Origin of the sequence: Bacillus sp. LNXM65, assembly GCF_002998575.1 — a bacterium.
GTDB lineage: Bacteria > Bacillota > Bacilli > Bacillales > Bacillaceae > Bacillus.
The window spans coordinates 68,107-90,480 of the sequence record NZ_PVRB01000003.1 but is presented as its reverse complement, the minus strand read 5'-3'; the positions used below and the strand labels follow the sequence as shown (position 1 = coordinate 90,480).

At 42.8% G+C, this 22,374-nt stretch carries 25 protein-coding genes; 5 read left to right on the top strand and 20 right to left on the bottom strand.

Annotated elements, in window-relative coordinates; genetic code table 11:
• Positions 1 to 63: 63 nt before the first annotated feature.
• Genes hisIE through C6Y03_RS06480 form a run of 8 tightly spaced genes read right to left on the bottom strand, consistent with a single transcriptional unit; the run spans position 64 to position 6,493 of the window.
• A complete protein-coding gene (gene hisIE, locus C6Y03_RS06515; RefSeq protein WP_034660080.1) occupies positions 64 to 693 on the bottom strand; it encodes a bifunctional phosphoribosyl-AMP cyclohydrolase/phosphoribosyl-ATP diphosphatase HisIE in 630 nt (209 codons plus the stop codon).
• Positions 690 to 1,448, bottom strand: coding sequence for an imidazole glycerol phosphate synthase subunit HisF (gene hisF, locus C6Y03_RS06510; protein WP_060597354.1), 759 nt, complete (start codon positions 1,446 to 1,448; stop codon positions 690 to 692). Before hisF ends, hisIE begins: the two co-directional genes overlap by 4 nt.
• Positions 1,445 to 2,182, bottom strand: coding sequence for a 1-(5-phosphoribosyl)-5-[(5-phosphoribosylamino)methylideneamino]imidazole-4-carboxamide isomerase (gene hisA, locus C6Y03_RS06505; RefSeq protein WP_060597355.1), 738 nt, complete (start codon positions 2,180 to 2,182; stop codon positions 1,445 to 1,447). Before hisA ends, hisF begins: the two co-directional genes overlap by 4 nt.
• On the bottom strand, positions 2,179 to 2,817 hold the full coding sequence (gene hisH, locus C6Y03_RS06500; protein ID WP_034660083.1) for an imidazole glycerol phosphate synthase subunit HisH: 639 nt from the start codon (positions 2,815 to 2,817) through the stop codon (positions 2,179 to 2,181). Before hisH ends, hisA begins: the two co-directional genes overlap by 4 nt.
• A complete protein-coding gene (hisB, locus tag C6Y03_RS06495) occupies positions 2,817 to 3,401 on the bottom strand; it encodes an imidazoleglycerol-phosphate dehydratase HisB (RefSeq protein ID WP_034660084.1) in 585 nt (194 codons plus the stop codon). Before hisB ends, hisH begins: the two co-directional genes overlap by 1 nt.
• Positions 3,398 to 4,687 (bottom strand): histidinol dehydrogenase, encoded by a 1,290-nt coding sequence (hisD, locus tag C6Y03_RS06490; protein WP_106039050.1) that lies wholly within the window; start codon positions 4,685 to 4,687, stop codon positions 3,398 to 3,400. Before hisD ends, hisB begins: the two co-directional genes overlap by 4 nt.
• On the bottom strand, positions 4,684 to 5,325 hold the full coding sequence (hisG, locus tag C6Y03_RS06485; protein WP_003213329.1) for an ATP phosphoribosyltransferase: 642 nt from the start codon (positions 5,323 to 5,325) through the stop codon (positions 4,684 to 4,686). Before hisG ends, hisD begins: the two co-directional genes overlap by 4 nt.
• The gene (locus tag C6Y03_RS06480) at positions 5,318 to 6,493 is read right to left on the bottom strand and encodes an ATP phosphoribosyltransferase regulatory subunit (RefSeq protein WP_106039049.1); all 1,176 of its coding nucleotides are present in this window, start codon (positions 6,491 to 6,493) and stop codon (positions 5,318 to 5,320) included. Before C6Y03_RS06480 ends, hisG begins: the two co-directional genes overlap by 8 nt.
• Positions 6,494 to 6,726: 233 nt before the next feature.
• Between C6Y03_RS06480 and C6Y03_RS06475 the strand changes: the two genes are divergently transcribed.
• On the top strand, positions 6,727 to 7,521 hold the full coding sequence (locus C6Y03_RS06475; protein WP_106039048.1) for a C39 family peptidase: 795 nt from the start codon (positions 6,727 to 6,729) through the stop codon (positions 7,519 to 7,521).
• 224 nt (positions 7,522 to 7,745) lie between these two features.
• Here the strand turns inward: C6Y03_RS06475 and C6Y03_RS06470 are convergent, their stop codons facing one another.
• From C6Y03_RS06470 to hprK, 7 genes are all read right to left on the bottom strand, one after another.
• Positions 7,746 to 8,387, bottom strand: a complete 642-nt coding sequence (locus tag C6Y03_RS06470; protein WP_106039047.1) for an NAD(P)-dependent oxidoreductase — start codon at positions 8,385 to 8,387, stop codon at positions 7,746 to 7,748.
• An 85-nt stretch (positions 8,388 to 8,472) separates the two neighbouring features.
• Positions 8,473 to 8,901, bottom strand: coding sequence for an Rrf2 family transcriptional regulator (locus tag C6Y03_RS06465; protein ID WP_060597360.1), 429 nt, complete (start codon positions 8,899 to 8,901; stop codon positions 8,473 to 8,475).
• 69 nt (positions 8,902 to 8,970) lie between these two features.
• Positions 8,971 to 9,489, bottom strand: a complete 519-nt coding sequence (locus C6Y03_RS06460) for an acyltransferase (protein ID WP_060597361.1) — start codon at positions 9,487 to 9,489, stop codon at positions 8,971 to 8,973.
• A 1-nt stretch (position 9,490) separates the two neighbouring features.
• Complete coding sequence (gene ppaX / locus C6Y03_RS06455; RefSeq protein WP_106030541.1) at positions 9,491 to 10,141, bottom strand: pyrophosphatase PpaX; 651 nt, start codon at positions 10,139 to 10,141, stop codon at positions 9,491 to 9,493.
• Positions 10,138 to 11,082: a nucleoside recognition domain-containing protein gene (locus C6Y03_RS06450; protein ID WP_060597362.1), complete on the bottom strand. Its 945-nt coding sequence runs from the start codon at positions 11,080 to 11,082 to the stop codon at positions 10,138 to 10,140. The genes ppaX and C6Y03_RS06450 overlap by 4 nt, the downstream gene beginning before the upstream one ends.
• 19 nt (positions 11,083 to 11,101) lie before the next feature.
• Positions 11,102 to 11,926 (bottom strand): prolipoprotein diacylglyceryl transferase, encoded by an 825-nt coding sequence (gene lgt, locus C6Y03_RS06445; RefSeq protein WP_106030543.1) that lies wholly within the window; start codon positions 11,924 to 11,926, stop codon positions 11,102 to 11,104.
• A gap of 11 nt (positions 11,927 to 11,937) precedes the next feature.
• The gene (gene hprK, locus C6Y03_RS06440) at positions 11,938 to 12,870 is read right to left on the bottom strand and encodes an HPr(Ser) kinase/phosphatase (protein WP_003212943.1); all 933 of its coding nucleotides are present in this window, start codon (positions 12,868 to 12,870) and stop codon (positions 11,938 to 11,940) included.
• 177 nt (positions 12,871 to 13,047) lie between these two features.
• Here hprK and nagA point away from each other — a divergent pair, with 177 nt between their 5' ends.
• From nagA to C6Y03_RS06425, 3 genes are read left to right on the top strand one after another with little or no spacing between them, the layout of a single operon-like run.
• Complete coding sequence (nagA, locus tag C6Y03_RS06435) at positions 13,048 to 14,238, top strand: N-acetylglucosamine-6-phosphate deacetylase (RefSeq protein WP_066031700.1); 1,191 nt, start codon at positions 13,048 to 13,050, stop codon at positions 14,236 to 14,238.
• Positions 14,238 to 14,963, top strand: coding sequence for a glucosamine-6-phosphate deaminase (nagB, locus tag C6Y03_RS06430; protein ID WP_034660097.1), 726 nt, complete (start codon positions 14,238 to 14,240; stop codon positions 14,961 to 14,963). The genes nagA and nagB overlap by 1 nt, the downstream gene beginning before the upstream one ends.
• 24 nt (positions 14,964 to 14,987) lie before the next feature.
• Positions 14,988 to 15,713 (top strand): GntR family transcriptional regulator, encoded by a 726-nt coding sequence (locus C6Y03_RS06425; protein ID WP_034660099.1) that lies wholly within the window; start codon positions 14,988 to 14,990, stop codon positions 15,711 to 15,713.
• A gap of 33 nt (positions 15,714 to 15,746) precedes the next feature.
• Here the strand turns inward: C6Y03_RS06425 and C6Y03_RS06420 are convergent, their stop codons facing one another.
• The 5 genes from C6Y03_RS06420 to C6Y03_RS06400 form a co-directional block, all read right to left on the bottom strand.
• Positions 15,747 to 19,604, bottom strand: coding sequence for a lamin tail domain-containing metallophosphoesterase family protein (locus tag C6Y03_RS06420; RefSeq protein ID WP_106039046.1), 3,858 nt, complete (start codon positions 19,602 to 19,604; stop codon positions 15,747 to 15,749).
• 93 nt (positions 19,605 to 19,697) lie between these two features.
• A complete protein-coding gene (locus C6Y03_RS06415; RefSeq protein ID WP_024423577.1) occupies positions 19,698 to 20,084 on the bottom strand; it encodes a phage holin family protein in 387 nt (128 codons plus the stop codon).
• Complete coding sequence (locus C6Y03_RS06410; RefSeq protein WP_060597366.1) at positions 20,085 to 20,279, bottom strand: PspC domain-containing protein; 195 nt, start codon at positions 20,277 to 20,279, stop codon at positions 20,085 to 20,087.
• A gap of 6 nt (positions 20,280 to 20,285) precedes the next feature.
• On the bottom strand, positions 20,286 to 21,377 hold the full coding sequence (locus C6Y03_RS06405) for a DUF4097 family beta strand repeat-containing protein (protein WP_066031696.1): 1,092 nt from the start codon (positions 21,375 to 21,377) through the stop codon (positions 20,286 to 20,288).
• A gap of 11 nt (positions 21,378 to 21,388) precedes the next feature.
• Positions 21,389 to 21,724: a DUF4870 domain-containing protein gene (locus tag C6Y03_RS06400; protein ID WP_106039045.1), complete on the bottom strand. Its 336-nt coding sequence runs from the start codon at positions 21,722 to 21,724 to the stop codon at positions 21,389 to 21,391.
• A gap of 195 nt (positions 21,725 to 21,919) precedes the next feature.
• Here C6Y03_RS06400 and C6Y03_RS06395 point away from each other — a divergent pair, with 195 nt between their 5' ends.
• On the top strand, positions 21,920 to 22,150 hold the full coding sequence (locus C6Y03_RS06395) for a hypothetical protein (RefSeq protein ID WP_034660106.1): 231 nt from the start codon (positions 21,920 to 21,922) through the stop codon (positions 22,148 to 22,150).
• Positions 22,151 to 22,374: the final 224 nt, after the last annotated feature.

Sequence of the window (22,374 nt, the reverse complement as noted above, 5' to 3'; positions counted from 1 at the left end):
ACAAAAGAAAAGGAAGGATTGTTTTTCACTCAAAAACAAAAAGCCAGAGGTGCCCCCGGCTTTTCACTCACCTTGATGACGCTTTTTTAATACTTTTAATACCTCATCAAGCGGCAATTGCTGTTCACGTAATAATACAAGCAGATGATACAGGAGATCGGCTGTTTCCCATTTCAATTCTTCTTGATCCCGGTTTTTCGCTGCAATGATGACCTCTGACGCTTCTTCCCCTACCTTTTTTAGGATTTTATCGACCCCTTTTTCAAATAGATAGGTTGTATAAGCGCCTTCTGGCATTTCTGTCTGACGTTTTGCAATCACCTGTTCAAGTTCATTTAAAATCGCAAAACGATCCTGCTCTTCCGTTTGAAGCTTCACGCCTTCTTCCGAAAAGCAGCTATAGCTGCCAGTATGGCAGGCTGGTCCACTTGGTGTGACAAGAACAAGCAGAGCATCTTTGTCACAGTCATATCGAATGGATGTGACTCGCTGAGTATGTCCAGATGTGGCGCCTTTGTGCCAAAGCTCGTTTCTCGACCGGCTGTAAAACCATGTTTCCCCTGTCTCCAGTGTTTTTTCATAGGATTCTTGATTCATATACGCCAATGTCAATACTTCCTTACTTTGAGCATCCTGTACAATTGCAGGTATCAGGCCTGCCTCATTAAAGGATAATTCGTTTGCCTGTTTCATCTGACCTTCACCCCGTGTTCTCTCAAGTATGTTTTTACCTCTTGAATTGAAGTCTCTTTATAATGGAAAATGGAGGCTGCTAATGCTGCATCAGCTTCTCCTTTTGTAAATGCCTCCAGCATATGCTGGGCATTGCCAGCGCCTCCCGAGGCAATGACAGGCACGGTGACGGCTTCTGACACAAGCTTTGTTAATCGATGATCAAAGCCTGTTTTCTCACCGTCGGCATCCATACTTGTCAGTAAAATCTCTCCTGCTCCCCTCAGCACGGCTTCTTTTGCCCAATCGCTGACCTCTATATCCGTTTGACGGCGCCCTCCGTGTGTGTAGACCATGTACTCTTTTTTCTCTTCATCGTACTTTGCATCTATTGCGACGACGATGCACTGGGAACCAAAGAAATCGGCGCCTTCTGAAATCAGTTCTGGTCTTAACACTGCCGCTGTGTTCACAGATACTTTGTCTGCACCCGCTCTTAATATGCGCTTCATGTCATCAAGGTGGTTAATCCCGCCGCCTACCGTAAAAGGGATGGCAAGAGTGGACGCCACTTGCTTGACCACATCCACCATCGTTTTCCGGCCTTCATGAGAGGCAGAAATATCAAGAAAGACGAGTTCATCCGCCCCTTCCTCATCATACATCTGCGCTAATTCTACCGGATCACCAGCATCCTTTAAGCCGAGGAATTGCACCCCTTTGACCACACGCCCTTCCTTCACATCGAGACATGGAATGATTCGTTTTGTCATCATACGCGGTCAAGCCCTTCAATTGCTTCAGCTAAAGTAAACCGCTTCGTGTAAAGGGCCTTTCCAATGATCGCACCAGAAACACCTGACTGTTTTTGTGCTGACAGCTTTTGAAGATCAGCTAGCGCGCTTACACCACCTGAAGCAATGACTTGTTTGCCGGTAGCTTCCGCTAAGCGAACTGTACTTTCCACATTGGGGCCAGACAGCATGCCATCCATTTGAATATCCGTGAAAATAAAGACCTCCGCGCCTTCCTTTGCCAATTCTTTGCCGAGTTCCTCCGCCTTCACTTTCGACGTTTCAAGCCACCCCTCAGTCGATACAAAGCCATTTCGCGCATCGATCCCAATCGCTATTTTCTCCCCATATTGCGCAAGCATTTTTTTCACAAAGGCGGGATTAGAAACAGCGGAGCTGCCAAGGATGACTCTAGCTACACCATTGTTTATATAAAAGGCAACGTCTTCTTCAGTCCGAATGCCGCCGCCAATTTGTACATTCACATCTAAGGATGAAGCAATCGCCAGTACATGCTCATGATTGACGCGATTCCCTGCTTTCGCACCATCTAGGTCAACGAGATGAATCCACTTTGCTCCTTCATTTGCAAACCGCGCAGCCATATCAAGCGGCGAATCTCCATAAATGGTTTCTTGATCATAATCTCCTTGCACAAGCCGTACACATTTGCCATCTCTCATATCAATCGCTGGATACAATGTAAATTCACTCATTTGTTCACCCTCTGTTCGTTTGCTAATTGAATAAATTGTTTGAGCAGCGCCATTCCCGTTGTACTGCTTTTTTCAGGGTGAAACTGTGCGCCAAGCACATTCCCCTTGCCGACAACTGCTGGTACTTGAACGCCATAATCCGCACTTGCTAATTGCTCTTTTGGATTCATATCACTTACATAATAAGAGTGAACAAAGTACGCAAATCCTTCCGGTACACCATCAAACAATGGGGAGGGCTGATGAAATGTGAGCTCATTCCACCCCATATGAGGCACCTTCAGCCTTTGCCCATCCTGGTCGCGATCCTTTAAAAGAACGACACGCCCTTTTAACAGCCCCAAACCTTTCGTACGTCCTGCCTCTTCACTTTCTTCAAATAACAGCTGCATCCCGAGACAAATACCAAATAGCAGCTTTCCTTCCTGCACAACTTGGTGGATAAACTCTTCAAGTCCTGTCTGTTTTAACAGCTGCATCGCATCACGAAACGAACCGACCCCAGGCAAAATATAAGCATCTGCCTTTTTGAGCTCCTCCACATCAGAGGAGACGATATAACTGGCACCTGCTCGTTCCAGTGCTTTTGATACGCTGAACAAATTTCCCATTCCGTAATCAATGACTCCGATCATTAGAGCATCCCCTTTGTCGAAGGAATCCCTTTCACACGTGGATCAATGGTTGTTGCCTCATCTAGGGCGCGTGCCATCGCTTTAAAAATGGCTTCAATCATATGGTGCGTATTGGTTCCGTAGTGAACAATCACATGAAGATTTATACGAGCTTCTAGCGCAAACTTCCAAAGAAACTCATGCACGAGCTCTGTATCAAAGGTACCGACCTTTTGACTTGGAAAGGCCGCTCTCATTTCCAAATGAGGGCGATTGCTTAAGTCCACCACGACCTGGGCAAGCGTTTCATCCATCGGAACAAAGCTGGAGCCATACCGCTTAATTCCCTTTTTATCACCTAACGCTTCCTTAAACATTTGCCCAAGCACGATGCCGATATCTTCTGTTGTGTGGTGATCATCAACATCCGTATCTCCTTTCGCATCGACGGTCAAATTAAAGTGTCCATGCTTCGTAAATAAATCAAGCATGTGTGTCATAAAAGGGACATCTGTTTGAATATCTGCTTTTCCTTCCCCATCAATCTCTAACGCTAACGAAATATTCGTTTCATTTGTTTGTCTCGCTGTTTCCGCCTGTCTCATGACGATTCCTCCCGCTTTCTCGATTCAATCGACCTTGCATGCGCTTCGAGCCCTTCTAATCTGGCAAAAGCTGCAATGCTATCCCTGTGTGTCTCAAAGGCTTCTTGACTATATGAAATAATGCTCGTTTTCTTTTGAAAATCGGTCACACCAAGCGGGCTGGAGAATCTAGCTGTTCCGTTGGTTGGCAGCACGTGATTTGGTCCTGCAAAATAATCTCCCACCGGCTCAGGGCTATAACGCCCTAAAAAAATCGCCCCTGCATGCTTGATTTGACCAAGAAGTGATTCTGGATATGCTGTCAGCACTTCTAAATGCTCTGGCGCTAACTGGTTGACGACGTCTACTGCACGATCCATGGAATCTGTCACGTATATACGGCCATGATTTTGTATGGATTGTGCGGCGATTGATTTTCTTGGCAAGGTGTCCAGCTGCGCTTGCACCTCAGCCTGCACGTTTTCAGCAAGTGTCTTAGACGGTGTCACCAAAACACTAGATGCCAACGCATCATGTTCTGCCTGCGAAAGTAAATCAGCCGCTACCTCATGTGCCGATGCCGTATCGTCTGCTAGAACCACAATTTCACTCGGACCGGCAATCATATCAATGTCTACCAGGCCAAATACTTCCCGCTTTGCCAGGGCTACATATATGTTGCCTGGACCTGTGATTTTATCAACAGACTGGATGCTTTCTGTTCCATAGGCAAGTGCCGCAATCGCCTGCGCACCGCCCATTTTATACATCTCAGAAATACCGAGCTCCTTTGCAGCAACGAGTACAGCATCTGAAAGATGCCCATCTTTCCCTGGGGGTGTCACAAGGACAATTCGCTCAACACCAGCGACAAGCGCCGGAATCACATTCATTAAAACAGATGAGGGATAAGCAGCTGTTCCGCCGGGGACATACACACCGACTGCATCGAGCGGTGTCACCTTTTGTCCGAGCATCGAGCCATCCTGCTGGTGATAAAACCAAGAGGATGTCAGCTGACGCTCATGGTATGTGCGAATATGACGGATAGCCGTTTGAATCACCTGAATCATGGCTGGGTCCATGCGTGCGGAGGCTTTTGTCATTTCCTCCTCTGTGACAAGCGGATCTTCAAGCAGCACTCCATCAAATTGCTTTGTAAAAGACTGTACCGCTTGATCACCATTTAGCCTCACTTCTTGTATAATCCGCTGAACAGCCAGGCGCTGCTCTTCCGTACCTGTATCTAAAGTCCGCTTGAGTGAGAGTGTCTCTGTCTCACCTTCTTGTATGTAGGTGATGTTCATGATGTTTCCTCCCCTTCAATGATTCTTGCAAGGCGCTGCGCCATTTCATCGATCACCGCATCCTTCATCCGATAGCTCACAGGATTGACAATAAACCGTGACGTAATATCACAAATATGCTCCGTTTCAACAAGTCCATTTTCCTTGAGTGTTTGACCTGTAGAGACAATGTCAACAATACGATCGGCGAGTCCGATGAGCGGTGCTAATTCAATTGAACCATTCAGCTTAATGATCTCCACCTGCTCCCCTTGTTCTCTAAAATAGGAAGATGCGACATTTGGGTACTTTGTTGCCACACGCGGCGCGACACCGCCCCAGCTGGCTCCCGGTAATCCGGCAACCGCTAAATGGCATTTGCTGATGTTTAAATCGAGCACTTCGTACACATCACGAGCTTCTTCGAGCATAACATCCTTCCCTGCAATGCCAACATCTGCTACACCGTGCTCTACATAAGTCGTCACATCCATTGGCTTCGCTAAAATAAAGCGGAGGTTTTCTTCCGGTACATCAATGATTAACTTTCTTGAATCCTCGAATTCCTCTGGCAGCTGATATCCCGCCTGTCTTAACAACCCAGCTGCTTCTTCAAATATCCGGCCCTTTGGCATCGCCATCGTCAACACTTTACCCATTTGACTCTCCCTTTCTAGCGCCGATAAAATAAGTCACCTGCTCAAATGCCTTGGTCATCGCGTCAATATTTTCAATCCCTGCTAAGTCTTGCAGGACGATCTTTTTCCCTTTTGACCGCTCCTTTTCTGCAAAAGCAAAAGCCTCCAGTCTTTGTTCTTTACTAAAAATCACTGCCTCCTGCGGCTCATTGATTTCTTTTGCATCAAGCGCTTCAAGCAGACGGTCTAATCGAAGTCCGAATCCTGTAGCTGGTGCAGGTGCATCAAAATGAGCCAGCAATTGGTCATATCTGCCGCCACTTCCGATGACTGACCCAACATGATCTGCAAATACTTCAAACAAAATGCCCGTGTAGTAGCTCATATGACTCACCATGCTTAAATCTAAACGGATATATTCTGTACAGCCGTAATCTTCAAGTGTTTCCCAAAGCGATTTTAACTGTGTGAGCACCTCTTTTCCCTCTTGTGAAACGACGATTTCCTTTGCCCGCTCTGTGACTTCCTGGCCGCCTCTTAACTCTAAAAGCTGTAACAGCCTCGTTTTATCGATGGAGGAGAGTGGCAATTGCTTCACATGCTGGCGGTATCCTACATAATTCTTTTCATATAAGAATCGGCGGAGGACGTTTGCACGCTCTGTATTTCCCAATACATCTACAAATAACGTCTCTGCTAAAGCGACATGCCCGATCGCGATTTTGAAGGAATTTAGCCCGGCATTTTTTAATGCAAATACGACAAGCGCGATCACTTCAGCATCTGCACTAATCGACCCATCACCAATCAACTCAATTCCGACCTGCTCAAATTCTGATGGCCTTCCGCCTTCTCTTTCCTGCGCCCGGAACACATTGGCCGCATACCCAACGCGAAGCGGATACGCCTGTTCATGAAGCTTTGAAGCCGCCACTCTCGCAATAGGTCCCGTCATATCAGGTCTGAGTACAAGGGTTTGCCCGTTCTGATCTAAAAGCTTAAAGAGCTGTGTATCTGTAATCGCCGATTGAACACCGACTGTATCGTAAAATTCAAGCGTTGGTGTCTCCATCAAACGATAACCCCAGCCATTCATGACCTCTGTTAATGAATGTCTCACTTTTTTCTTCGTCTCATACAATCCTGGTAATGAATCCCGCATACCATATGGTTTCTCAAACATAAACATGCTCTTCTGCACCTCCAACACATTAAAACAAAAAATTCCGAATCCTTTAGTTCGCTAATATGATAATATGCTAACAAAATAAAGTAATTAAATCAATCATTTTTATTTTCTCTCTATTTTCATGAAAAATTTGTGGAATTATTACATTCAAGTGACACCTGTCCCTTTTCTGCATGTTTGATAAAAGAACGTGCTATAATACTTAAAAATATTGAATAACACAGGAGATTACAGTGAAGTTCATCCAGACATTAATCTTAACTTTGTTGTGCGCATGCCTTGTTTATTTCGGCTTTATATACGTGACACAAATCGACCAAGTCAAGAAGGCAGCTTCACCACACAAAGCAGCCAAAGAAAAAGAAAGCGATACGGCACTCGCAGCTGAAGAAACACGATCAACGCAAAAAACAGACAACACATATTCTTCTTTAAAAGGAAGCAAAAAAGCCATGGACGTCATCCTCTACAATCAAATGGATGCCCCAAAGCTTTATAATGGATGCGAAGTCACAAGCTTAGCGATGCTTCTTCATTACAGCGGCTATGAGCAAGTGACGAAAGACGCATTGGCAAATGAAATCAAACGTGTTCCGCTCAATTATGAAAATGGCTTAAAAGGAGACCCGCATGACGGGTTTGTAGGCGATATGGAGAATGGACCAGGTCTTGGTGTTTACCATGAGCCTATTTATCAGCTTGCGAAAAAATATGCGGGCACTCAAGTCGTCGACTTAAGCGGAAAACCTGTCAAAAAAGCCATCTATCAATCACTTGAAAAAGGGTATCCTGTTTGGGTGATTACCACATCCACCTTCGACAAAATAGATAACATCGAAACATGGAATACACCCAATGGCAAAATAGATGTGAGCTTTAATATGCATAGCGTGGTCATCACGGGCTATGACAAGGAACATGTCTACCTAAATAACCCATACGGAGAAAAGAATCAAAAAGTCGATCGCAATCAGTTTGAGGATTCTTGGGAACAGATGGGCCGGCAAGCGATTATCATTAAAGCGTAGAACAACGTTCTCATTGAAAACATGAAAAAACATCCTCTATCCGGATAGAGGATGTTTTTTTCATGATGATCTTTCTAGTATTTCCTTCAGGCGGTCTTCAAGCTTTGCAGCTGTCATTACTCCTCCGCCTACAATGAAGTATCCAACCTTTTTTTAGTAAAAATGAGAGATAATCCTTGATCGTTAGACTTCTCACTCATCGTTTTTAGCGGCAGTGAAACGACTTATTCTGCTTCAGATACAACGGTAAAACGTTCTCCAACATGGGCAGCCTGCTCCATTTCATCGACAAGGGCAATGGCGTAGTCGGCATAGCTCACATAGCTGTCACCTTTAGAATTGAGAATCAACTGGTCTTTCCCTTTCACATAAGAACCTGTGCGTTTACCTGCTGGGTCAAAGAATGCAGCAGGGCTGAGGAAAGTCCATTTTAATCCTTCGGTCTGTTGAAGATCTTTTAGGTTTTCACCTTGCTGTGAAGCAGTCGCCACATACTCCTTTGGAAATTCTGGTGTATCAACAAGTCTTGTTGTTTGAGCCTCATCAACAAATAGACTGCCTGCTCCGCCCACAACGATTAAACGCGTATCGGGTACCTCTTTCAAAATATCAATAAGCTTTTTCCCAGCCTCTACGTGAAGGTGCTCTTGTCCAGCAGGTGCACCAAATGCATTGACGATGACATCAAAGCCTTTGATGTCTTCTGCTTGTAAATGAAACACATCCTTCTCGATAACAGCTACGGATGAATCTGTCACCTTTTGTGCATCTCGAACGATGGCTGTCACTTCATGTCCTCTAGATTGAGCCTCTTTTACAATTTCCTGTCCTGCTTTACCTGTAGCGCCAATAATACCAATCTTCATATGAATTCCTCCTGTAAAATGATTTTATTTAATAAATAAAGGTGTAACAATTATAGTTACAACAGAGGTAAAAAAAATTGAATAATCATCCAATTTTTTTGATTAACAAATGCGTTAGTTCACTTAATTTGATCTCAGCAAGCACTTGCTCCATCGCACTTTGAGCGCGGCACAAGATTAACTCAAGCACAGCCTGAATATTTGCACCGATCGGACAGTCAGGATTTGGGCTTTCATGGATTTGAAACAACTCTCCCTCATCCACGACTTCAACCGCTTTATACACATCAAGCAGCGTGATGTCGTCTTCACTGCGGTTCAACTGAGAACCACCTTTGCCAAGACTCGTTGAGATTAGGCCTGCTTTTTTTAATTTACTCATAATGCGGCGGATGACCACTGGGTTTGTATTCACACTTCCCGCGATATCCTCCGATGTCTGTAATGATCCTTTTTCAAGTGATAGCAAGGCCAGAATATGGACAGCGACAGTGAATCTGCTGCTGATTTTCATGTTTTCTCACCTCTGTTGTAATCATTATAGTTACACCACAACATATTGTCAACAAAAAAGTCTGCCGAACTACTCAGCAGACGTAGATTGACGTGCTTTCATTTCTTCTTTCGTATAAATCATGCGCATTGGATTTCCTCCAACAAATGAGCCTGCTGGAACATCCTTATGAACAAGTGTACCAGCCGATACGATCGCCCCATCCCCAATGGTTACACCAGGTAAAATGGTTGAATTGGCTCCAATTAAGACTTCATCACCAATATAGACTTCCCCAAGTCTGTATTCTTTAATCAAATACTCATGGGACAAGATGGTCGTGTTATAGCCAATCACACTATTTCGACCGACCGTGATTTTCTCAGGAAACATGAGATCCACCATGACCATTAAGGCAAACGCTGTATCCTCGCCGACCTTCATACGAAGAAAGGTTCGGTATATCCAATTTTTCATTCCCATAAAAGGCGTGTACCGTGCTATTTGAATGAAAATAAAGTTTTTCACCACTTTGAAAAAGGGAACCGTCCGATAGACTTGTCGTAACGAATTGACCCCTTTTACAGGATAACGATCTGTTTTTCTCAACTCAATCAGCTCCAACAATCGCCAGGAGATCACTCATTTTCTTCAGCATGAAATCAGGGCGATGCTTTAAAAGGGCCTCTTCTCCCTTAATCGTCCAAGCAACACCTGCTGTTTTTGTCCCTGCCGCTTGACCAGACAAAATATCGTGATAATTATCGCCGACCATCACCGCTTCATGCGGATCACTGCCAAGCTTGGATAATGCCAGCTGGACAGGTTCTGGATGCGGCTTCTCATTTTGGACATCATCGAGCGTCACAATCACCTCAAAGAATGGCTCTAAACCTGTCAGCTTCAAACCCATTAAAACCGTATCACGTATCTTTGTTGTGACTATCCCAAGTTTAAATCCTTGATCCTGCAGGACTTTCAATGTATCTAAAACAGTCTCATATTCAGTCACAAGCAGATCATGCTGTTGATGATTAAACGTTCGATACATCTGAATCATATCATCCGTTAGCTCAGGGTCCATCGCAGAGAATGTATCAAACAATGATGGACCAATGAAATGAAGGATCTCTTCACGGCTGTACTGACCAGGATAATAATGATCAAGCGTATGTTGAAATGAAGCAATAATTAATTCATTCGTATTGATTAATGTGCCATCTAAATCAAATAGCACGGTGTTAATAGTTGATTCGTTCATATGGCTTCCTTTCTAACAGCTGCAAGCTCCCGCTTCCGCCAAATATAGCTAATGGCAGCTGTTAATAAAATAGCAGATATCAGACGGATGACAAGAAGCGGCCACACAGGAATCCCAAGTGGAATAAATATCAGCGTATCTTCGACCACTGCATGGCAGGCAACAAGGAAAATAAAGGCAAGGGTTAAATCCTTTTTACTCACGCCGTCCTCTTCCACTGCCTTCATCATCACGCCGGCTCCGTATGCCAGACCGATGGTTAATCCAGCTACCATTGTCATCGACGTATTTTCTTTCATTCCAAGCATTCTCGTAAATGGAGACAGCCACTTAGACAGCGTATGGAGCCATCCTAAATCTCTCATGAATTGAATGATGATCATGAGAGGGATGACGATACAGGCGAGCTGGACCACACCGAGTACGGCTTTTTGTAAAGCGAGAAGGACAATCATGTACCAGCTGGAAGGCACATCAGCCGGCTGAGCTGCCGTCAGCAGTCCATATTGTGCCGGCTCCTGGCCTCCCTGCCAAACGAGATGAATGACAATAGCCGAAATAACAGCAAGGCTGATTCTGACCAGCAAAATGATAGACACTCTGAGTCCAACCTTTGCTGCCACTGTCGATTCGATGATCAGGTTATGGCAAAAGGACAGCATCACGGCCAAAATGAACACTTCCTTCACAGGAAGATCTAGTGTCAGAATGGCGGCTATGCCCGCATACAAGTTCAGCACATTTCCTAATACAAGCGGAATGGCCGCTTCTCCTGAAAGACCAAACAACCCCATAAATGGCCGTATGAATTGTATGATCCAATTCATAACAGGCGTATGCTGCAAGATACTGACGAGAATGGTAACCGGAAAGATGACTTTTCCAAGTGTCCAAGTTGTCGATAGCCCTGCTTTTAAGCCGCTTTTCCATGTCTCTCCCATCTCTTCTGATCCCCCCTGCTTAATTCGATGAGTTGTTCTCTTTATAAGGAATCGATGCGTATCCTTTCATTCTTCTAAAGATCATCAGCAGAACAGCCACTGCAAAAATGGCAATCGAAATCATTTGAGCGATTCGTAGATGTTCTGTCAGCATCAAGCTGTCCGTTCTCATCCCTTCAATGAAGAAACGACCGATTGAATACCAGATTAAATAAGACAAGAAGATTTCGCCTCTACGCAGCGATGTTCTGCGTAATAAAATCAAGATCACAACACCGGCAAGATTCCATAATGATTCGTATAAGAACGTTGGGTGATAATAGGTCCCATCAATATACATTTGATTAATGATAAACTCTGGCAGATGCAAATTCTCTAAAAAGGCTCTTGAAACCGCCTCACCATGCGCTTCCTGGTTAATAAAGTTCCCCCAGCGACCAATCGCCTGCCCTAGTAAAATACTAGGTGCTGCTACATCGGCTATTTTCCAAAAGGATACCTTTTTCACTTTTGTAAAGACGATCGCTGTCAGCACAGCACCTATCAGCCCGCCGTGAATAGCAATTCCGCCATTCCAAATCTTAATAATTTCATTTGGATGCTGCTGATAGTAATCCCATTCGAAGGATACATAATAAATTCGTGCACAAATAATGGCTATTGGAATCGCAAATAAGATTAAGTCAATAAACGTATCTTTATTGATTCCTCTCTTCTCACATTCTCTCAGTGCGAGCCAGAGGCCAAGCAAAGCTCCGACCCCAATGATCACACCATACCAATGAACCGAAATAGGTCCGAGCTGAAAAGCGATCGGATCAATTGGCTGAATCGCTTCGTTCATATAGACAACTCCTATTCATCCTGACCATTGTCTTCAATGACATCGGCAAGTTTACTTGTAAATTGTTCCGCCGCATTATGTCCCATGCGTTTTAACCTGAAGTTCATCGCAGCCACCTCAATGATGACCGCTAAGTTTCGTCCTGGTCGTACAGGGATGGTCAGCTTCGGTACATCTGTATCGATGATTCGCATCTTCTCTTCTTCAAGTCCTAAACGATCGTACTGTTTGCCTTGTTCCCAAAGCTCAAGGTTCATCACAATCGTAATTCTCTTATAGCTTCTGACAGCACCGGCTCCAAATAAGGTCATCACATTAATGATGCCTAATCCACGGATTTCTAAAAGATGTTCAATCAGCTCTGGTGCGCTTCCAACTAACGTATCCTGATCCTCTTGACGGATTTCCACGCAATCGTCTGCGACCAGCCTGTGTCCTCTCTTCACTAATTCTAAGGCTGTTTCACTTTTTCCTACTCCGCTTTTTCCAATTAACAATACACCTACACCATATACATCTACGAGCACGCCATGAATCGCGGTCGTTGGTGCAAGCTTACTTTCTAAAAAGTTGGTCAAACGACTCGAAAGTCTTGTCGTTTTCAGGCTTGAACGTAACACAGGTACGCCATTTTCATTTGAAGCTTCAATTAATTCCTTCGGCACTTCACGATCTCGTGACAAAATAATTGCAGGGGTAATATCTGTACAAAGAGACATCATTCTCTGCTTTCGTTCGCGTTCTGGAAGTTGTTCAAAAAAAGAAAGCTCTGTTTTCCCTAAAAGTTGAACTCTTTCTTTTGGGTAATATGTAAAATAACCAGCCATTTCAATACCTGGTCTGGAAAGATCACTGATTGTAATGGGACGATTAATCCCTTCTTCCCCACTTACCAGTTCAAGATGAAATTGTTCCATTATGTCCTTCGTACGAACTTTCGGCACGTTTCTTCCTCCTTTTATCACAGGCGATTCAGAAATACAGCTCTATTTTATCACTTTCAATGATGATCCCAAAACAGTATTTTATCCTGATCCTGTTTCATCTGTTTTACTGGTATAGACAACTATACTTAAAAAGGGTAAACTAAGTCAAAGACAATGACTAAAGGGGGCACAATCATGAGCAGCTCTTTATTGCTCTCCAATATTCATATTGTGACAAAGACTGAAATGATTGCAAACGGTTTTGTCGGTTTACGCGACGGCAAGATTGACTATATTTCAACATCACCACCGACAGGAAATTATGAAAAAGTATATATTTCCCGGGAAAACTTTTATTTACTTCCCGGAATGATTGATATTCACATCCATGGCGGATATGGAGCAGACATGATGGATGCGACATCAGAAGCCATGAATACACTCGCTGACTACTTACCGTCAGAAGGAACGACAAGTTTTTTAGCAACAACCATCACTCAAAACCATCATGAGATTGAGCAAGCACTTAAAAATGTCGCTCAGTGGAAACATTATAATGAAGAACAAGCAGGAGTTCAGGCACAATGTTTAGGTATCCATCTTGAAGGTCCTTTTATTTCTAAAGATAAAGCAGGGGCACAGCCTGTTCAATGGATAAAGCAGCCCGATCTCCCTCTTTTTGAAAAATGGCTGGATGCTTCTCAACAGCTTATTCGAATTGTCACGTTTGCACCTGAGGAAGACCCTGACTTTGCTTTTCTTTCTCTGTTGCAAGAAAAAAACATCATTCCTTCTATTGGACATACGAATGCCCATCATGACATGATTGAATTAGCAGCTAATCATGGTGCACGCCATGTCACGCATCTTTATAATGCACTGAGTTCATTTCAGCATCGTGAACCAAACGCTGTTGGGGCTGCTCTTACGAACGAGAATCTTCATACTGAGCTGATTACAGATGGGATTCACTCTCATCCACTTTCCATCAAGCTTGCATATTTGGCAAAAGGAAGTGATCGTTTGATCATGATTACAGATTCGATGCGCGCAAAAGGACTCGGGAATGGGACGTACGAATTTGGCGGTCAAACAGTCACAGTCAGCGGCGAAAAAGCATTACTCTCAGATGGTACACTTGCAGGATCGATCCTGAGAATGAAAGATGGCGTCAAACGGATGAAACAGATTACACATTGTGAATGGACAGAGATAGCGAAGATGACCTCAACCAATGCAGCCATTCAGCTAGGACTTGACCAGCAGCTCGGTTCGATCGAAGTTGGAAAACAAGCAGACCTTGTGATTTGGGATCAATCTGGCGAACTAATGATGACGATCTGCCGTGGACAAATCGTCTTTGAGAAAAAGGAGGCCAACCACTAATGAAGATCATCGAATTTGAAGATAAAGAACAATTAGGAAAAGAAGCAGCAGCCCTTATCGCACGCACAATCGCTTCTAAACCAGATGCAGTACTTGGCCTAGCAACGGGCGGTACACCTCTTGATACATATCAAGAGTTAATTCACCTTCATCAAGCACACCAATTGTCTTTCAAACAAACAAAAACAGTCAATTTAGATGAATATGCAGGACTTGATCCAGATCATGAAAATAGTTATATGACCTACATGAAACGTCATTTATTTGATCATATTGATCTCCCTCAGGATCAGTATTTCCTTCCAAATGGCGCTGCACCTGATTTAGAAAAAGAATGCTTAAGATATGATCAGCTCATTCAAGATATAGGCGGCATCGACCTTCAGCTTCTTGGAATCGGTCAAAATGGACATATCGGGTTTAACGAGCCCGGTACCCCGTTTAACTCAAAGACTCATGTCGTGCAACTAGATGAAAACACCCGGCAGGCCAATGCAAGATACTTTTCTTCTATTGATAAGGTGCCTACACATGCCATTACCATGGGCATTGCAAGCATTCTTTCAAGTAAAAAGATTCTCCTTCTTGCATCAGGAAAATCAAAAGCGAAAGTGATACAATATTTAGAACAGACTGAGATACATCCAGACTTCCCAGCATCTGCTCTGAAACTTCATGAAGATGTGACAATTTTGATTGATCGAGAAGCTGGTTCACTACGCTAAAGCTAAACACGAGAGGATTTTCACATGTTTATTGATAAGCAGTCACCTATTCCGATGTACCATCAGATTATGGAGAACTTGAAAAAACAGATTGAGGATAGAACATTAGCACCTGATACACTCATTCCTTCTGAAAGAGAATATGCCGAACGCTTTGGTATAAGTCGAATGACTGTCAGACAAGCCTTATCGAACCTTGTGAACGAAGGATATTTGTATCGACAAAAAGGAAAAGGCACCTTTGTTAGCCGAAAAAAGTTTGAACAGCCGCTTCAAGGCTTAACAAGCTTTACAGAGGATATGCGCCAGCGTGGGCTTAAAGCTTCAAGCCAGCTGATTGACTTCAAAAAAACCGTATGTCCAGAGCACTTACTGCCTGTCTTACAACTGTCAAATAGCGATGCTATCTTTGAACTCAAACGGATACGCCTTGCAAATGATGAACCGATGGCGATTGAAACGAGCTATATCCCTGAAGCATTTGCAGGAGATTTAACAAAGGAACATTTAACTGGCTCTATATATGAATATATAGAGACTCAAACAGGCCTTGCAATTGCTCATGCAAAACAAGAGCTTGAAGCGAATGTAGCTTCAAAGGAAGAAGCACACGTGCTGTCTATTTCAACAGGCGATCCCGTGCTCTCAATCGCAAGAACGACTTATTTTCAGAATGACATTCCGTTTGAGTATGTTCTCTCCGTGTATAGAGGGGATCGTTACAAGCTCATTCATACAATGGAAAGATAAACAGTGCCCTCATAAAAGGAGGAGCACTGTTTTTTATTTCCTAAGAAATGTTGCTTCACGATCATCTTTTGTATGAATTTTCCATATAGGCGAAATTGCTTTTCCTTGAAAACGATCTTTTGCTACAGTGTACCAATAATAGTCTTCATTTGGCCTTAAGCCTTTCCACTCAAAGCTTGCTTTTTTGCCGCTTTTTACACCGCGTGCCTCTCCTATCAGGACATTTGTGTAGACATTAAGTTCAAAATAATTGGTTTTAACAGATTTCATTTTCGGCGTCAAATCCACATCAATTGAAAATTCATCCTGATCTCCATACGTTTTAGGATCATAGAAATGCTCTTGATTCATATAAGGTGAGTACGTCGTAAAATGAAGCTGGTTTTTTTCTTGATCGGCTGTTATCAGCCTCATAAACCCTTGTCCACCTTCAGGTCCTGACTGATAATCAGCGAGTATTTGATATACTTTCCGGTCTACTTTGCCATCCTGGTCATCGTCAAGCTCATCTACTTTCCTGCTTGCTCCGTGATAATGGCCGCTAAATACTGCCACAATATTGGGATGGCGTTTCACCACCTGATGGAAGATGAGGTCGCCAATCGGGCTGCGGTTGCCACTCACCAACAAATACTCATGGAAATTTAAAATGACGATGCGATCTGGATGCTCAGAAATCACACGGTTTAACCAATCAATTTCATCTTGCTTAATCCCCCAGCCCATGTATACCATCATATAATCATTGCCACCGGCAGAGATGAGATCATAATGACCTCGATTGTTTTGATAGGATTCACCATAGTAAGGTTTATTTGCAAAGCGTTTCTCCCCGAAATATTTCCCATATTCCGCATATAAGCCGTCCTTATGTCGAACATCATGATTTCCTGCTAAAACACCGTAAGGAATCTGATGCTCATCTAACACACGCATAAACGTATCGGCACGATGCCATTGTTTATCCTTTGAATCATCCACAATGTCACCTGTATGGAACACATATTGAATGTTTAACTTCTCCCTCTGGTCTCGGATCCACTCGACCATTTGTTTAAAGATATGAGGATAGCTCTTTGCATAATATTGTGTGTCAGACATCCAAACCATCTTATATGGCTTTTGCGCTTTGCTGATTTCATCCTGTACAAGCAAATCAAACGTATGATTCTTCATGTACTGTCTTACTGACAGCAGTCCTTTCAGGTAAAATTCTTTTTGATCTTTAGCAAAATGATGAGTGATTTTATCCCACTTTTCTTGCTGATGATTCCATGCATACATGGTCACCTTTCTCCCTGACAATGAACTCCCTTTCCACATCGCTTCGACGACATCCTTTTCACGTACATCTTGATGAACCTTGATTTGAAAACGATGATAGGGAAAACGATGTAAATCCTTCGTTTCAACTGACTTACCATCAGCAAATGCAATGCGATTCCTTTCTTGATTAGAAAAGATCATTTCTCCTTTTTCGTTAAAGCTTTTTGGCGGTTCTGTATCCGCTGCATATTTCAAAATCTTCATTGATGGATGCAGCGATGTATATTGGTAGGCACGGTAAAAGGAGTAATCCAGCTTATCATTCGTTGGATCCTTGGTGAGCACAGTTTGCTTAGACGATTTCATTTTCGTCTTATCTGCTACTCGTTCTGGTGTCTCAGGGTGTTCATGTACCGTTTTGAATTCTTTTTTCAACGTCGACATGTTCCCTGCGGCATCTTTTGCTTTAATTGTCAATGTGTGCTCACCAGGGTTTAATTCGCTAGAGGACGTCTGATATGGCAAGGAAATTGGCTTGCCATCTACATATGCCTTCATCTCCTCTATGTCACTCCAACGATCCGTTACCTTTGCTTTTAACGTAAAGGCACCTTTATATGGATCCTTTGTTTGAACGTTGGTCTTGATTTTCGGACCTGTGTTATCGACATTCACATGTACAGATGCATGCTCGTCTGAGGTTTTGGCCTCAATCAAATGTGGCCCCTCTTTCAGCCTTCTTGTGTCCCACTTCATATAGGTTGAAACATAGGCTTCTTTTGGAATTTCAAATTGAAATATTCTTACCTTTTTGGCGTTACCGCTGTCTCCCATTTTCCATTCTTTTTGCGGCTTTGCATTGATTGGAGGAATTTGTGTTCCATTCGACAGGATCATCCGGACGTTTTTTAATTCAAAATCATCGTGATTCTCTCCAGGCAGCCGATCTACTGGAGAAGACTTCGTTCCAGCATGGAAGGAGATCGTTTGGGGACCTGCTTTTTTCATCTCTGCTTCTGGTATTGGCATTGTATAGGTACGATACACTTTTGTCGAATCATCAAAAATAGAAAGTAAGTGCTTACCTATGGACACACCATTTTTAAAATATAAATTTGTCCCTTTGACATCAAATGCGATATATGGATCTGCTTCAAGGGCAGAAAATACTTGCTGATTCCGCTTTCCATCTATCAATAATTCAATGCTTTTTTTCCGATCAGACGTTGCCTTTAATGGAAATAATCCTGAAACCGTATCTCCTTCTTCTACATTGAATCGAAGGCCGTGGGCTTTGCTAACCTGCTCCACATCAATCATTTTTTTCATCGTCATTGCTGTATTTTCGCCGTCTGACGCTTCAAGCTGATATTCCAATTGTTCTTTACCAATCAACTCGGGTGAGTAAATAATATGATGAAATAACCGGTCGTTATGATCTTTTTGAAGCAGTATTTCCTTGAAATCATCTTTCCGATTTGTTCGATAGCGAAGCTTGACGGTTTTGACGGCCTGATCATCCTGTACATCCGCTTTAATCTCTATGCTTTCAGTTGGTTTCACTGGTTTCCTCACTGTCATATCTTCAATCACAGGTTTATGGATATCTTGAGAAATTTCTTTTTTCTCAGATGGAATTTGTGCTTTTAGCACTTTTCCAGGCGTAGGCTCTTCTTCAATTTTCGAGATCAGCTTCATTTGCGAAGTACCGTCCATTGGATATTTAAACAGCAAAGATTTATGCTCACTAAACCATGATGGCTTCAAACGAAATGCTGCTGAAGAAATCTCCTCCCCTATATTTGTTGTGATTGAAACAAGACGAGATTTAGAGTTGGACAGCCCTTTGCTCTCGATGACAGATACATGCTCACCCTCTTTTAATTGACTTTTGTACATGGCATTGAAGTCCGCTACAGTTAAATGCTCCTGCCCTTTTTTCCTCAGCCAGAAAACATAAGGTTTTCCAGGTGAAATGGTGACTGGATTTGCGTGAAAGGAATACACATCATCCATTTCAGTTCCTTGTGCAGGATTACGGTAGCGAAGTTGATAATGTTTAAGAGAGATTGGCTCATGTGTCGTGTTATACACCTCGATAAATTCAAAGGCATCTTTGCCTTTGCGATTCTTTGAATTGACAACAATTTCCGAGATGACTAAGTCCGGAATGCGAGAAAGATCCTCTTCAAATCCATTTAAGTGGACAGAATGTTCTGCCGTTTTGATCACGGACTTTTGCGTAAGAAACTCTGTATAGTAACGAACGGTTGAATTCCATAATTGATCTGGCGGAATTTTCGCTGTAAATTCTGGCTTCATACCTGGTAACCGTTCCATTGGGATCAAACGGTACCCTAGTTCATCACTTTGTTTATAGTACAAGTTCGCAGACAAAATTTGTTCCGGATCCGTAATAGACGCACGAAACTGGAGATCACGGCTTTTTTCCCCTAGAACTGGACGGACATCCACATGAAATCGATCAAAGATAAAAGGAGAAAAAGGCTTGTCCGGTATATTGACTTGTGTTTGAATAAAAGGCCCTGCTGAAGCAGGCTGATTGAAACAAAAAAGAATGATAAAAAAACATAAAAGCATGATTTGTCTGCTCACGTTCACCATCGTGCACCGCCTCCTTCGGATATTGTGTCTCCTGAAGGAAGTTTTTATGACAGATGAAACGGAGAAACGATACAAAATGGTACAAAAAAACCGTTAGCTTTTTTTCGCTAACGGCTCCACAATTCCTTTTTGTATCAACAGATGGAAAATGGATAAAATGACAGCCATCCAAATGGCCGTTCCAAACCCATCAATGTTAAAACTATCACCCATAAAGCTCGATGTCATCATCAATGTGATGGCATTAATCACAAACAAGAACAATCCTAGTGAAAGGACGGTTACTGGAAGCGTTAAAATGATCAAAAACGGCTTCACTAAAATATTGAGCAAGGATAAAATGATACTTGCGACAATGGCTGCCCCAAACCCTTCAATATATACGCTTCCGAGCCCTGGCAGAATGCCTGAATCAAAATATCCAGCAATGACGATTAAAAGTAATGCATTTACTAAAATACTGACGATCCATCTAAGCATTTAGTTAGTGCCTTCTTCCGGAACAACAAAATACCAGATGAAGTAGACCAGAAAGATAGGCATAAATGCTGTCAAAAATCCGATGATGACCGTTAAAATGCGAAGCAGGGATGCATCGACACTTAAGTATTCTGCAAGTCCACCAACAACACCCGCTATTTTTTTATCTGTTGCTGAACGATAAAGCTTCTTCATGTAGAATCACTCCTTGTCTGATTGGTGCTTTACTTGAATTGAACCTGTTTTTGTTTCTGCAAAAATGGATATACTGTTCACTGCCTGTTGATTGGCTTTGATCATTTTCTCTTTTTGTAATGTTTCATTTTTCTCTTTAATCATCTCTGCATCAAGCAAATCATGAGAAATAGACCCAAGATTGCTTTTCAGTTCAGCGGTCACTGCACACGTACGCGGGATCTGGACGTCCACACTGCCTGTTGTCGTTTTCGCATAAATGGAACGGCACTTTTCATCCGACAGCTGAACAGCAATGTTTCCGTTAAAGCTTTGGGCATCAATTGATTCACTTTTCCCGCGCAGGTCAATGAGCCCATTGATGGTTTCTACTTCAATCATACCACACTCGTGATCCGCCAGTTTAATTTGTCCGTTTGCTGTTTCAATTCCGACCTTTTCTGCCTGTAACGAGGCAAAAGAGACAACACCATTGGTGGTTTTCGCAGCAAGTTCTTTTGTCTTTAGCTTTTCCCCGCGAATCGGACCATTAAACAGTTTAACCTTGATTTTATCGTATTGGATACGAGGTACATATAAAGTGACATTGACTTTCATCGTCTTCTTTTCGGTCCGTATAAAAAATTTATCCCCTTCCAGGCCGCAGTCCAATTGATTGAGAAATTGCTGTCTTGCCTGCTCTCCGTCCTCTGCACGGTAGATTTTCGCATGGCACTCTGCACGAATATCCCCATCGTCCCAAGGCATCACATTGAGACTGCCGTTCGCCAATTGAATATCTAAATGAGAGAGCGTGGCGTCTTTAAACTGAAAAATGTGCTCAACGTCGACCGACTGTCCAAAGTTTAAATCAAGATCTACGTCTTTCACCTTTTTCACCGCAGAATCTAACCAGCCAAACAGCTTTGCACCAAGATTTTCAGTACCAGTTCCTTTGCTCTCTGTGCCAGCTTTTTCTTCATGAAAGGTGTGATCAGCTGTAGACTTTTCTAATGAAACAGACTGACTTTCTTCTAGTTTTTCAAGCAGCGTAATCGCTTCTTTTGCCGATAATGTCCCGTCTTCTACTAATTTTAAAATGCGTTCTTTTTCATTCATACAAAGCCCTCCTACGATTTGATGGATTGAAGTACTTTAATACCTTGAATGATATTCCAAATGACAGAGATCAAAAAGCCAATGGCGACTAAAAAGGACAAGATGAGCATCGTGATCACTGGAATAAGTGAGTCACTTGCCTGTGTCGCCAATAAAAATGGGATAGATCCAAAAACCAGTATCACGCACGCTGCGACTGGCAAAAGGTGTGACCACAATGCCCGTATCGCGTGCCGTTTCGTTTCCTTTTGATCAACTACAAAATATGCCACGATCGGTACAATAAACGGCATAAAAAATACACTAAAATAACAAATAGATGCAATGATCGACTGATCTCTATTCATATATTCGCTCCTTCATGATGAAAATTCCTTTCTCACTCATACGTTTATTGCGTATCAAAAGTTTCAAAATCATTCGAATTACATATGACCTTAGACACAAATTATATCTTTTTGCACCTAAGTATAGATTCTTCACGGATTACCCTTTAAAATATGTTGAAAAGATGGTGATTATCATTATAGGGGGTAATTATTTTGACAGATCATCATAATACTAACCACACGGCTCAAACGCTTTTAGACCTTATACAGAAACAGAAAAGCATGAACAGCGATATGATCAGGGAGCTTGAGACCATTCATCCGTCTCATCCAAAGTATGGTGATATCCGTTATTTAAAAGTACTGCTCGACAGCAGCAGCACCCATATTTTAAAGGATTTAACGCAACTCAGTCATTTAATGCCGAAGGAAGATGCGCAATAAAAGAAAAACCCCTCTTAACGAGGGGTTTCAGCGTGTAGGCAAACCCTCGCATTTTTTGTCAGGACTGCGCGCTGGTGCTCCCGAATGTCAAATTCGCTCCGCGCCAGTGCTCATCCTTCCTAGACTTCAAAGGTTTTCTATCACACTGAAAAGAAGACAAAGGGCTAAAATAAACATCATTTTAGCCCTTTGTCAACAATCTTAAACCCCTCTTAACGAGGGTT